This window comes from Gemmatimonadales bacterium (assembly GCA_030697825.1).
Taxonomy (GTDB): Bacteria; Gemmatimonadota; Gemmatimonadetes; order Gemmatimonadales; family JACORV01; genus JACORV01.
Map to the genome: position 1 here is coordinate 1 of JAUYOW010000318.1, position 12,118 is coordinate 12,118.

12 protein-coding genes are annotated in these 12,118 nt (G+C 70.2%); 8 read left to right on the plus strand and 4 right to left on the minus strand.

The genetic code is table 11. The features are described 5' to 3' along the window. Window positions 1-138: 138 nt before the first annotated feature. Window positions 139-405, minus strand: coding sequence for a gamma-glutamyltransferase (locus Q8Q85_15795; protein ID MDP3775722.1), 267 nt, complete (start codon window positions 403-405; stop codon window positions 139-141). Between the two features lie 161 nt (window positions 406-566). On the opposite strand from Q8Q85_15795, the gene Q8Q85_15800 reads away from it, so the two are divergent. Further along, entirely contained in the window at window positions 567-1,442 is an 876-nt protein-coding gene (locus tag Q8Q85_15800) for an aldo/keto reductase (GenBank protein ID MDP3775723.1), read from the plus strand. 32 nt (window positions 1,443-1,474) lie between these two features. Continuing rightward, the gene (locus tag Q8Q85_15805; GenBank protein ID MDP3775724.1) at window positions 1,475-2,236 is read left to right on the plus strand and encodes a YdcF family protein; all 762 of its coding nucleotides are present in this window, start codon (window positions 1,475-1,477) and stop codon (window positions 2,234-2,236) included. Between the two features lie 11 nt (window positions 2,237-2,247). Here the strand turns inward: Q8Q85_15805 and Q8Q85_15810 are convergent, their stop codons facing one another. Next, window positions 2,248-3,519: a PQQ-dependent sugar dehydrogenase gene (locus tag Q8Q85_15810; GenBank protein MDP3775725.1), complete on the minus strand. Its 1,272-nt coding sequence runs from the start codon at window positions 3,517-3,519 to the stop codon at window positions 2,248-2,250. 147 nt (window positions 3,520-3,666) lie between these two features. Here Q8Q85_15810 and Q8Q85_15815 point away from each other — a divergent pair, with 147 nt between their 5' ends. Then, the gene (locus Q8Q85_15815) at window positions 3,667-4,524 is read left to right on the plus strand and encodes a hypothetical protein (GenBank protein ID MDP3775726.1); all 858 of its coding nucleotides are present in this window, start codon (window positions 3,667-3,669) and stop codon (window positions 4,522-4,524) included. A gap of 31 nt (window positions 4,525-4,555) precedes the next feature. On the opposite strand, the gene Q8Q85_15820 is transcribed toward Q8Q85_15815, so the two are convergent. Then, entirely contained in the window at window positions 4,556-5,335 is a 780-nt protein-coding gene (locus Q8Q85_15820) for an SDR family NAD(P)-dependent oxidoreductase (protein ID MDP3775727.1), read from the minus strand. 160 nt (window positions 5,336-5,495) lie between these two features. Between Q8Q85_15820 and Q8Q85_15825 the strand changes: the two genes are divergently transcribed. After that, window positions 5,496-7,625: a S9 family peptidase gene (locus Q8Q85_15825; protein MDP3775728.1), complete on the plus strand. Its 2,130-nt coding sequence runs from the start codon at window positions 5,496-5,498 to the stop codon at window positions 7,623-7,625. A 28-nt stretch (window positions 7,626-7,653) separates the two neighbouring features. Beyond that, window positions 7,654-7,833, plus strand: a complete 180-nt coding sequence (locus Q8Q85_15830) for a hypothetical protein (protein ID MDP3775729.1) — start codon at window positions 7,654-7,656, stop codon at window positions 7,831-7,833. Window positions 7,834-7,874: 41 nt separating this feature from the next. On the opposite strand, the gene Q8Q85_15835 is transcribed toward Q8Q85_15830, so the two are convergent. Continuing rightward, window positions 7,875-9,317, minus strand: coding sequence for a hypothetical protein (locus Q8Q85_15835; GenBank protein MDP3775730.1), 1,443 nt, complete (start codon window positions 9,315-9,317; stop codon window positions 7,875-7,877). Window positions 9,318-9,604: 287 nt separating this feature from the next. On the opposite strand from Q8Q85_15835, the gene Q8Q85_15840 reads away from it, so the two are divergent. The 3 genes from Q8Q85_15840 to Q8Q85_15850 all read left to right on the plus strand — a co-directional run. Beyond that, on the plus strand, window positions 9,605-10,039 hold the full coding sequence (locus Q8Q85_15840; protein MDP3775731.1) for a DUF2384 domain-containing protein: 435 nt from the start codon (window positions 9,605-9,607) through the stop codon (window positions 10,037-10,039). 14 nt (window positions 10,040-10,053) lie between these two features. Next, complete coding sequence (locus Q8Q85_15845; protein ID MDP3775732.1) at window positions 10,054-10,494, plus strand: RES domain-containing protein; 441 nt, start codon at window positions 10,054-10,056, stop codon at window positions 10,492-10,494. A 37-nt stretch (window positions 10,495-10,531) separates the two neighbouring features. Further along, a partial coding sequence (locus Q8Q85_15850; GenBank protein ID MDP3775733.1) for a peptidase dimerization domain-containing protein occupies window positions 10,532-12,118 on the plus strand: 1,587 nt, incomplete at its 3' end.

A 12,118-nucleotide genomic window follows, 5' to 3' on the forward strand; every position in this document is an offset into this window, starting at 1 on the left:
ACCCAGACGAGCATCGCCGGCCCCACCGCGCCACCGGTCTGGCGGAGCACCGTCGCCGGGACGATGAAGATGCCGGACCCGATCACCAAGCCGACGACGAGGAGGATGAGGTCGCCGAGGCGGAGGGTGCGGCGGAGGTCAGTGCCCGACAGCGAGGCCGTCCTTGCGGGGATCGGAGCCCGCCGCCCATCCCCGTGCCAGACGCATCACCGCCTGCGCGCCCCCGAAGCTCGAGGTGGGATCCACGACTATCTCGTGGCCCATCGCGGCAAGCTGCCGCCGCACCGCATCGCTGATGGGCGGCTCGAGGATGAGGCGGCGCCCCGATAGGTGCCGGAATCGCGGCGCGTCGATCGCCGCCTGCAGGTCCATCCCGAAGACCAGCAGGTTGACCAGGACCTGCACGTCGTGCTCCGACGCTGCGCCTGGGACTCAGCCGATTCGGTCGTCATGGCTAGCAGAATGGGGATCACTACCCTGCGTGCACCTCGCATCGGGGCCTTTCGTCTGGCAGATTGATGATTGCGAATACATGCTTCCGCCGGTTCCCGTCAAGTTGAGGTTTCGTGCAGACATGTTCGTTGGGGCCCGGCGTCCCCTCGGTGACCGTCGTCGGTTTCGGCGGCATGCCGCTCTCAATCACCGGGCGGCCGGACGAAACGACCGGCATCAGCGTCATCCACGCCGCGCTCGACGCCGGCATGACGCTGATCGACACCGCCGACGTGTATTGTTTCGACGACGGCGACATGGGACACAACGAACGGCTGATCGCGAAGGCGCTGGGTAGCTGGCCCGGCGACCGGTACCGCGTCATCGTCGCCACCAAGGGCGGGCTCACCCGGCCACAGGGGCGCTGGGAACAGAGCGCGCGGCCCGACCGCCTCAAGCTCGCGTGCGAGCGGTCGCTCGCCGCGCTCGCCGTGGAACGCATCGATCTCTATCAGCTGCACGCCCCCGACCCGGCCGTTCCTTTCGCCGATAGCGTGGGCGCTCTGGCCGAGCTTCAGCGCGGGGGCAAGATCCGATGGGTGGGGCTTTCCAACGTTTCGGTGGATGAGATCATCGAGGCGGGCGAGATCGTGACCGTCGTTTCAGTGCAGAACCGGCTGAACCCGTTCTTCCGCGAGGCCATCGCCGAGGGCGTGGTAGCGCACTGCGGCCGTAACGGCATCGCGTTCATGGCGTACAGTCCGGTGGGCGGCGGACGGCTCAACAAGAAGCTGCCGGGCCACCCCGTCGCGAGCGGGATCGCGAAGAAACGCGGCGTTTCGGCGCACGCAGTCGTGTTGGCCTGGGTGCTGGCGCAAGACTCGTCGGTGATCGCGATCCCGGGAGCGCGCACCCCCGAGCACGCCCGTGATTCGGCCACCGCGGCGGCCGTCGCGCTGGATCCGGAGGAGCTGGACGCGATAGACCGCGCCGAGTTCTCACGCGCGTGACCGGCGTTGGCGGGATCCTGTCCAGGGAACGTATGCGGGGAGCCGCTGCCGGCCTCGTGGCAGGCACGATCGGTTGGCTCGCGTTCACGGTCGTCGCCGTGGGCTGGATGTGGCCTCTCCCCGTCGCCGCCCTCATCGGCGCGGTCCTCGGAGCGACGCGATGGCGGCGATTGCTCTGGATCACGGCAGGCATCGGCACCGGCCTCGCGTTCCTCGTGGCCTACACGCCGGTCATCGTGGCACCGGCCCACCGGCTGATCCGATCCGACCCGCTCGGCCCGCGCGCGGCGGATGCGGTCGTCGTCCTGTCCGCGGGTCTCAACGAAGACGCGCTCATCTCCGGTGACGGGGCGGACCGCATTCTGACCGGGTTGCGGCTCGTCCTGGAGCACGCGGCGCCCAGGCTCGTCGTCACCAGGCTTCATAGAAAAGTCGGCCGTGGAGAGGTCACATCGGAAGATGATCAACGGCGCCTCGTCGCGCTCGCCCACGACAGCATCGCGCTGTTCTCGGTGGACTCCGTCACCACCACGCGCGAAGAGGCGCTGCGCTTCGCGGTACTGGCGCGGCGCGAGGGATGGACGTCGGTGATCGTGGTGACGTCCCCGCTGCACACCAGCCGCGCGTGCGCCACGTTCGAGAAGGCCGGCTTCCGGGTGACCTGCGTGACGAGCGAATCGCGGGAGTTCGCCGTGCGAGCGTTGCGCGCCCCGAGGGATCGGCTGGCCGCCTTCCGCCACTGGGTCTACGAGGTGGCAGGCCATGCGAAGTACCGCTGGAAGGGCTGGATCTAGAGGCGGTGCGCCTACCTCCCCGTGTACATGATCCGGTAGATCCTTCCGCCACGGTCGTCGGTCACGTAGAGCGACCCATCCGGTCCCACCGCGACGCCAGTCGGACGGTGCGCCGCCTGGCCCGTGCCGGTCCGGAACCCCTCGGCAAAGACCGTGTATGTGCCACCAGCCTCGCCGCGCGCGAACGGCACGAACCCGACGTTGTAACCCTGCTGGGGGAGCGGCGCCCGGTTCCATGACCCGTGGAAGGCTATGAACGCTCCGCCGCGGTACTCGGCCGGGAACGCCGGAGGCGTCTGCAACTGCGTCCCCGGGTAGAACGCGATGCCGTTCGGCGCCCAGTGTGCCGGGAACGCTACCAGCGGACGCGGCGCGAACGCGCAGCGACCCGCCGTGCGGCCGTCACCGCCATACTCGGGCGCGAGGACCTTCTGCTGAAGCTCCCGGTCGTAGTAGCAGTACGGCCAGCCGTAGTCCCCGCCCTGCTCGATGCGGAACAGTTCCTCCGCCGGAGTCTCGGCGTTCTGCTCGTCCGTGAAGAGCTGCGGCCAGTTGTCCCGGAGCTGGTCGCGTCCGTGCTGCGCGCCGTAGACCGCGCCGGCGGGATCAGTCGTGATCGCCACTACGTTTCGCAGGCCCCGAGCGAAGTGCACGCCGTCGGACTGTCGCTGGCGAAGCCGGCTCGGGTCGAAGCGCCAGATGCCGCCCGCGCTGTCGAGCAGGGTGCACGGGTCCCGCCCCGGCGAGCCCGCCTGGCGGTCGCGCTCCTGGCAGGAGTTGGAGGGCGCACCGATGTTGACGTACAGCGCTCCGTCGCGGCCGAGGGCGATGCTCTTCGCCGCGTGCTGCCTCCGGGAGATGAGGCCGGAGACGATCGTATCCGGCGGCCCCTGAGGCTCGAGCTGGCCGGCCCGCCAGGGCCACCGCACTATCGCATCGTCGAGCGCGAAGTAGAGGAAGCCGCCGCCCAGCGCGATACCGTTGCCCGAACCCGGGCCGAAACGGCGCCGCGTTTCGGCCACCCCGTCGCCGTCCTCGTCGCGCAACGAGGCCACCCCGCCACCGTTCCCCTGGAGCGCCACGAAGAGATCGCCGTTAGGTGCGACCGCGATGTGCCGCGCCCGGCCGATGCTGTCGGTGACGAACAGCGCGCAAAAGCCGCGCGGCAGGGTGAGGCCGGCGTTGTCCGCCGCGCAGGCGGGCGGTCGCGACTGCGCCGGGAGGTTGCCGGTGAGCACCGAGAGCGTCGCGAGCAGGGCGAATGGCGGGTGGGTAGCGTTCATGGCGTCACTCTACCACATCCCCAACGGCGAGCGCCAGTCCGGTGAAGGTGTGTCATCCCGGAACGCCAGACCGTCTCCGATGGAGGACGTTCCAGCTCCCAAAGCCCCCACCGGTGCCTGGCACGAGGGTTGCATTCCCGTTGGGGCATGAACGCGAGCCGTCTCGCCGTCCTCGCCCTCGCGGCCTCGCTCCTCGGAGCGATGTTGCCCGCGATGCTCCGAGCCCAGAGCGGCAAGGTCGATGAGGTCGAGCGTTCGCGCGACCGCGACTCGCGGGGCCGCAACGGCAACCGAGGGAACGACGACGACGGTGACGGCGGCGGGTGGTTCATCTTCCGGATCATCGGAGACCTGATCTTCGGGAGCGGCGACCCGGACCCCCACCCGCCCGTTCCACCCAGGCCGCGCGCCCCCACGACGGGCCAGGGCTATCTCCCGTATCCGTACGCCGACCGTCGCGCCCGGGAGGCTTTCGTGCTGCGCGATGTGCGTCAGGGCCGCACCTTCGGCTCGGTCTCGGGCGCGTACTTCCGCGATGACGTCTCGACGCTCCGTGCGGGGCACTTCGCGCTCGAGGGCGCCAGCGGAGCGGCGTATGGCTCTCTGGAGTACGACTACCACCGCGAGCCCAAGGCGAATGAGACCGACTACTTGCACCTGTGGCGCGCCGGTGTCGGCGCCATGCCCCGGCTGGGACAGATCGGGTACCTGAGAGTCGGGGTCGCGGCGCGGGGTGTTGTCCTGGACGACGGAGACGGAGCCGCGGGCCCGGAGCTGGAGCTTGGCGCCAAGATCTTCCCGCTACGCCCGTGGGCCGTGAGCGCGACCGGCCGGGTGGCCACCCTCTCGTGGGACGGCCAGTCGTGGTTCGGTTTTTCTCAGTGGGCTGCCACGGCCTCGGTCTTCGCCGGCCCCGTCGAGATCGAGGGCGGAGCGCACTGGACGCGCATCGGCAGCGCGCCCGCCTTCTACGGCCCCACCCTGGGCGCGCGGATCTGGTTCTAGCCTGAGACGCCTAACGGCCAACGGCCAACGGCTAACGGCTTTCTTTCCTATCCACGACATACTGATTGCGCTGCGCCGCGGGTAACAGCCTGAGGTCGAGGATGTTGACGTGCTCCGGGAGATTCACGATGTACGCCACCGCATCCGCGACGTCGGCGGCGGTGAGCGGAGTGAAGCCCTCGTAGGTCTTCCCGGCGCGTTCCGCGTTCCCCTTGAACCGCACCATCGCGAACTCGGTCCGAACGTAGCCGGGGTCCACGATCGACACCTTGATGCCCGTACCCGCGAGGTCAACACTCATCGCCTCGTTGAGCGCGGTCACCGCGAACTTGGACGCGTTGTATACGTTCCCCAAAGGATAAACCTGGCGCCCCGCCGTGCTCCCCAGGTTCACCACGTGGCCTCGATCCCGCTTCACCATGAGCGGCAGGACCGCGCGCGTGACGTTGAGCAGCCCTTTCACGTTGGTGTCTATCATGAGGTCCCAGTCGGCAGGGTCCCCTTCCTGGATCTTCGTCATCCCGGATGCCAGACCCGCGTTGTTGACCAGGATGTCGGGCGCCGCGCCGTCGCGCTCGAGCTCCTGCGCCGCGCCCGTCACGGCCGCGCGGCTACGGACGTCCACCTTCGCGACGCTCACCTTCACGCCGTGCGCCTTCGTCAGCTCGGCGGCGAGCTTCTCCAGGCGGTCCAGCCGGCGCGCCCACAGGACGAGGTGGCACCCCTCGGACGCGAAACGGCGGGCGATGGCGAGCCCGATGCCCGAGCTGGCACCGGTGATGAGGGCGAGCTTGCCTGTGATACGGCTCATTCGACTCCCGGTGGGTTCGAGGCCCGGAGAAGATAACGCGGCGGGCTCGCCGGCAGGGCGCGCGTCGTTCCGTGGCTTGGGCGCCCGGTGCGGGGAGCGCTGGCCCGCGCCCACCGGCGGGCGTAGTTTCCATTGCCCTTTAAACCGCTCCGAGGTCCACATGGTCCGCCTTCGCATCCTCGCGCTAGCCCTGGTCGCCGCGCTCCCGCTCGCCCGCGCCGCGGCGCAACAACCCGCGCGCCACGCCATCACCCATGAGGACGTTTACCTCATGAAGCGGATCGGCGCGCCGGTGTTGAGCCCGGACGGACGCTGGGCCGTCTTCTCAATGACGGAGCCATCGTACCCCGAGGCGGACGCCGTCAGCGACCTCTGGCTCGTGCCCACCGACGGCAGCGCCGAGCCGCGGCGGATCACCAACACGAAAGGCGGCGAAGGCGGTGCGACGTGGAGCCCGGACGGGCGGCGCATCGCGTTCACCGCGCGCCGCGAGGGCGATGACGCGTCCCAGGTCTACGTGCTGAATGTTGCCGAAGGCGGCGAGGCCCAGCGTGTCACCAACATCTCGACCGGCGCCGGCAGCCCGCGCTGGCGCCCCGACGGCCGCGCGATCCTCCTCTCCAGCATGGTGTATCCCGGCGCCGCGAACGACTCGGCCAACCGGGCCGCGGCCGCGGAGCGCCGGGCCCGCAAGTACAACGCGCGCGTCTACGAGTCGTCGCCGATCCGGCTCTGGGACCGCTGGCTCGACGACCGCAGGCCAAGTCTCTTCGTTCAGCCGCTCGACCCGGGGGCGCCGGGGACGCCGGCCCGCGACATCCTCGCGGGCTCGCAGCTCGTCGCGGGCGCCGGGTTCGGTGGCCAGCTTGGCAACAGCGGCGAAGACCTCGCGGCGGCTTGGACCCCCGACGGAGGCGGCGTGGTCTTCGCCGCGACGATCAACCGCACCGAGTGGACCTACGCCGACGTCGTACAAGCGCTCTGGCTGGTGGCCGCCTCCGGCGGCGAGCCTCGGCGCCTAACGGAAGGGAATGGCGACTTCGCTTCCCCGCGTTTCCGCCCCGACGGCCGGGCGCTGTACGCCATCATGACCCCGACCAACGAGCGCACCTTCAACAACCAGCGGCTGGTGATGTGGCAGTGGCCGGCCTCCGGCACGCCTCAGGTGGTGGCTGGCGGCGCCGAGCGGTCCGTCGGCTCTTGGGACATAAGCCCCGACAGCCGCACCGTCTATTTCCTGTCGGAGACCGAAGGTCACAGCAAGCTTTTCCGCGTACCCACAACCGGCGGCGCGGCGCTCGAGGTTGGCGCGCTAACGAGCGGGACGTACGGCGGCCTCTCGGTCGAGGGGACCGGTGCCGCGGCTCAGCTGGCCGCGACCTGGGAGAGCGCGCTGAGCCCCGCGGAGATCGGGCGCATCGACCCAGCTACCGGGCGGTTCACTCCGCTCACCCGCTTCAACGCCGAGCGGGTGGCGCGCATCGACTGGCAGCCGCTGCGTGAGTTCTGGTTCACCACCAGCCGAGGCAAGCGCATCCATAGTTTCATCGCGCTGCCGCCCGCGTTCGACTCCACGCGGAAGTACCCGCTCTTCGTGTTGATCCACGGCGGCGCGGCCAACATGTGGACCGACAACTTCGGCCTGCGCTGGAACCCGCACCTCCTCGGCAGCCCCGGCTACGTCATGCTGATGACCGACTACACCGGCTCGACCGGCTACGGCGAGCGGTTCTCCCAGGATATCCAGTTCGACCCGCTCGAGGGCCCGGCCAACGAGCTCAACGAGGCCGCCGACGAGGCGATCAGACGGTTCGCTTTCATCGACGCGGCGCGCCAGGTGGCGGGCGGGGCGAGCTACGGCGGGCACCTCACCAACTGGCTCGCGGTGACCACCACCCGTTACCGCGCGCTAATCAGCCACGCCGGCGAGTGGGACCTCGAGACCCAGTGGGCGACCAGCGACTACAACTACGACCGTGAGCGCAACGTGGGCGGGCCCCCCTGGACCGACGTGGCGCTCTGGCGCACCCAGAGTCCCATGCGCCGCGCCGCCAACCTGCACACGCCGGTGCTGGTCTCGGTCGGCGAGCGCGATTTCAGGGTACCGATGAACAACGCGCTGGAGTTCTGGACCGCGCTCCAGCGCCAGCGCGTGCCGAGCAAGCTGATCGTCTGGCCTAACGAGAACCATTGGATACTGAACGGCGAGAACAGCCGCTTCTGGTACCGGGAGCTCCACGCCTGGCTGGCGCGGTGGCTGACGGATGGAACCCCGGCGGGCGGCCGTTAGCCGCGTGGAGCCGCTGCGGTTGGACCGGGTGCTGATTCCGCGTTGGCTCAGGGCGCTGCGCGACGAGCGACGGGCGTTAGGGTGGAAAGGACTGCTCAGGAAGCGCGGCTGGTCGCTGGTGGCCGCGGTGATCGTGTTCTACCTGGTCCGTGACGTCATACTGTACCTGCTCATTCCAGCGGGACTCATGGCCTGGCTGTTCCGGTAGCCCGGACCGGTCTGCGCGAAGGGTTTACATGAGGCGTGCCCCTATTGCGGGTGCGGCCGTACTTCCTCCAGCAGGCGCGCGAAGCGGGGATCGGGGCGGAGCGGACCGAAGATCGGGTCCTGGAGCAGCCCCCAGACAGTGCCGGTGAACTCTCTCGTCGACAGGTAACGCTGGCCCCGCGGTAGCCGCTCGAGCGCCTCCAAAGCCTCGGCTCGCAGGCCGAGCCCCAAGCTGAGGCGCGCCACCCATTGGAGCGCGGCCGGAGCGGTATCCGGCCGCGCCCGCCGGCGCTCCAGGAGGGCGCGTGCGGGCGCGCTGTCACCTAACGCGATGGTGTAGAGCGCCCGCGCCGCCTCGTAGGGGCCGCCGCCGGCCTGCTCCGCCTGGGCTAGGTCTGCCAGCGCACCGACTCCGTTGCCACGGAGGAACCGGACGCCCGCGCGGCTCTCGAAAGCCGGAGCCCAGGGCCCCAGCGCCAACGCCGTGTCCAGCCGCGCCTCCGCCTCCGGCAGCTGGCCCGCGCTCCTCGCCAGCGTGCCCAGGTGGCGCCAGGTGTTACGAAGATCGGGGTCGAGACTCAGCGCCCGCCGGAGCAGCGGCTCGCCGGCCTGTGGATCCGCGAGACTCGAGGTGCCATACATGGTGCCGAACCAGTGATACAGTTCGGCGTTGAGTGAGTCGAGGCGGAGCGCCCGCTCGTAGCTGGAGCGCGCCCCGGCATAGTCGACCAGGTGTACCAGCCACGCGCCTTGCGCGAACCAGGTGTCGGCCGACAACGAGTCCAGGGCCAGCGCCCGCCGCGCGGCCGCGCCCGCGAGGGAAAGCACGGAGTCCGCCGGAATCTCCCGGTACCACCCCCAACTGAACCGGGCCGTGTGCATCAGGCTGATGCGCGCCCACGCCGCCGCGAAGCCGGAATCGAGTCGCACCGCGTTGCTGTACGCCTCGAGCGCCTGGGTGGCGTCCTGCTCGGTCCGCCGCTTGAACACGGAGTTGCCGTACAGGTAGAGCCGGTAGGCCTCGTTGCTCCGCGTGGGCCGCCGCGCCAGGGTGGCCCGCTCGACGGGGCTGAGCCTGCCGCCCACCACGACCGCCACCGACTCCGCCACCTCCGCCTGCACCGCGAAGACGTCCGCGTCGCGGCGCGGGAAGCGCGAGGCCCAGATCTCTTCACCGGTGCTGGTCCGGACCAGCTCTACGTTGACGAGCAGCTGCGAGCCCGCGTGCCGCACGCTGCCATGGACGAACCACGCCACGTTGAGCCGCCGCGCCGCGTCGAAGGGGTCCGGCGTGCGGCGCCACTGCGCCTCGACCAGGCCCCGCGCCTTGACCTGCAACCGGCCCAACTGGGTGAGCCGGTTGCCGACCTCCTCCGTCATCCCCTCGGCCAGATACGCGTCGGTCGAGTCGGGCGACCGGTTCTGGAACGGCAGTACGGCCACGCTGGTTGGCGCGGGCGGCGGCGCCGCCGCGACGCGTGCCACGGGCTGCGACCGGCAGGGGGGCGGCGAGCCGTCGGGACACTGCGCGGCGGCAGGCCGCACGACTGCGGTCGCGCTGACGCACCAGAGAAGAAGGAAACGGGAGTTCACGCCCCGCCATAGTGCGCGACCTGCTCCCTCCTGTCCAGAGCCAGGCAGCAAGCGACCCACTGCCCCAAGCCGGCGCGCCGGCGCGTTCCCCGCGCCCCACGCCCCAGGCCGCCAACCCGCGCCCGCTTGCGCCCTGATCCAAATGGCAGTAGAATGCCTGCCATCTGGCAGGAGGCGGCTTGACGACCACCCAGCGCATCATCGACAACCTCGGCGGCCCGCGCGCCCTGCGCGGCAAGGTCGCCACCCTGAACGACCTGCGCACGAAGCTGAGGGAGGGACTGCCGTACGCGGCGTTCGAGACCCTGAGCGCCAGGTACGACATCGGCACCAAGGAGATGACGGCGATTCTGGCCGTGCCCCCAAGGACGCTCGCCCGGCGCAAGAAGGAACGGAGGTTCCGGGCCGACGAGTCCGACCGGCTCTTCCGGCTGAGCCGAGTCGTCGCCATGGCGGAGGAGACGCTCGGCAGCCGGGAGAAGGCCACCCGATGGCTGCACGCGCCCAACCGCGCCCTCGGCAACGAGGCACCGCTCGCGCAGGTGGACACCGACCTGGGCGCGCGGCAGGTCGAGGACCTGCTGCTCCGTATCGCCCACGGCGTCCACAGCTAGTGAGGGTGTGGCGGGTGTCCCGGAGGGCGCACGCCGCCTTCGATGGAGAAGGGGCGCGCCTGGCCGGTGGCCGCTGGAACCATCGTGGCACGCCGGTCCTGTACACCTCGGCCACGCTGTCGTTGGCCGCGCTCGAATACTTCGTGAACCTCGATCCGAGCGACGCACCCGACGACCTCGTCGCCACCTCCGCCGACGTCCCGGACGGCCTTGCGCTTACGGCCGTGCGCGAGAAAGGCCTTCCAAGCGGCTGGCGCGGCTACCCCGCGCCCGAGGCGCTCGCGGACCTCGGAACCGAATGGGCGCGGCGGCGTTCCACCGCCGTTCTGGCGGTTCCGTCGGCCGTCGTGCCGCCGGAGACGAACTACCTGCTGAACCCGGCGCACCCGGAGTCCCGCAGGATCTCCGTGGGGCGACCCGAGGCCTTCTCGCTCGACCCGAGGATGCGGAAGTAGCTTGATGCCGGCCCCTTCCCACCAAGGAGAACGCCCAATGCGCCGCGTGTCGCTCGCCGCCGCCCTCACCTTCCTCGCGTCGATCGCGGCCGCCCAGCAGCCCGCCGACCGCACCGCTATCCGCCTCGACCAGCTCAAGCGCGACGTCCAGCGCGAGATAGACGGCCGCCAGCAGTTCACCCAGCAGATGGTGGACCGGATCTTCAGCTACGGGGAGCTGGGCTTCCAGGAGGTCGAGACCTCGCGCTTCCTGGTCCAGCTCCTGCGCGACAGCGGCTTCACCGTCCGGGAGGGCGTGGCCGGCATCCCGACCGCGTGGGTCGCCTCGTGGGGCTCCGGGCATCCGGTCATTTCGTTAGGCTCCGACATCGACGACATCCCGCAGGCCTCCCAGTGGCCCGCGGTAGCCTGTCACAGCGCGATGGTGGACGGCGCGCCGGGCCACGGCGAAGGACACAACTCGGGCCAAGCCGTGAACATCACCGCGGCTCTCGCGGTGCGTGCGGTGCTGCGGCGCGAGCGCCTGCCGGGGACGATCCAGATCTGGCCGGGCGTAGCGGAAGAGCTGGTCGGCGCCAAGGCGTACTTTGTGCGTGAGGGGCTGTTCCGGGACGTCGACCTGGTGCTCTTCTCGCATGTGTCGAGCAACCTGTCGACGTCGTGGGGAGACATCGAGGGCACCGGCCTCGTCTCCGTCGAGTTCAGCTTCGAGGGGCAGAGCGCCCACGCGGCGGGCGGGCCATGGCGGGGGCGGAGCGCGCTCGACGCCGTCGAGCTCATGAACACCGGCTGGAACTACCGCCGGGAGCACCTCCGGCTCCAGCACCGCTCGCACTACGTGATCACCGGCGGAGGAGACCAACCCAACGTCGTGCCGCCGCGCGCCTCGGTGTGGTACTACTTCCGCGAGCTGGACTATCCGCACATCCAGGAGCTGTTCGCGATCGGCGACACCATCGCCCGCGCCGCGGCGATGATGACCGGCACGCGGCTCGCCAGCACCCGCATCCTCGGCTCGGCCTGGCCCGCGCACTTCAACCGTGTGATCGCGGAGACCATGTACCGGAACATCCAGCAGGTGGGGCTGCCGGAGTGGAGCGAAGCCGACCAGACGCTGGCGCACGCGGTGCAGCGCGAGGTGGGCGCGCCCGACAGCGGGCTCGCCATGCGGCTGGACAGTCTGCGGCCCGCGTTGCGCGAGTCCGACCGGCGGGGAGGCGGCTCCGACGACATCGGCGACGTGTCGTGGAACGTGCCCACCATCACGCTGCGATTCCCGTCCAACATCCCCGGGCTGCCGGGCCACAACTGGTCCAACGCCATCTCCATGGCGACGCCCATCGCCCACCAGGGCGCGACGGCCGGCGCGAAGGCGATGGCGATGACGATGCTGGACTTCGTCCTGCGGCCGGCGCTGGTGGACTCCGCGTGGGGCTACTTCCGGAACGTCCAGACCAGGACCATCCACTACCAGCCGCTCATGCGCCCCGAGGACACCCCCGCGATCGAGCTCAACACCGCCACGATGGCCCGCTATCGGCCGCAGCTGCAGCGGTACTACTACGACCCGACGCGGTACCGCACCTACCTCGAGCAGCTCGGCATTCAGTACCCCACAGTTAGG

Coding starts and splice junctions, on each gene's coding strand:
- Q8Q85_15805 (MDP3775724.1), top strand. CDS start 1,475: ATGCGGGGAGCCGCTGCCGGCCTCGTGGCAGGCACGATCGGTTGGCTC.
- Q8Q85_15810 (MDP3775725.1), bottom strand. CDS start 3,519: ATGAACGCTACCCACCCGCCATTCGCCCTGCTCGCGACGCTCTCGGTG.
- Q8Q85_15815 (MDP3775726.1), top strand. CDS start 3,667: ATGAACGCGAGCCGTCTCGCCGTCCTCGCCCTCGCGGCCTCGCTCCTC.
- Q8Q85_15820 (MDP3775727.1), bottom strand. CDS start 5,335: ATGAGCCGTATCACAGGCAAGCTCGCCCTCATCACCGGTGCCAGCTCG.
- Q8Q85_15825 (MDP3775728.1), top strand. CDS start 5,496: ATGGTCCGCCTTCGCATCCTCGCGCTAGCCCTGGTCGCCGCGCTCCCG.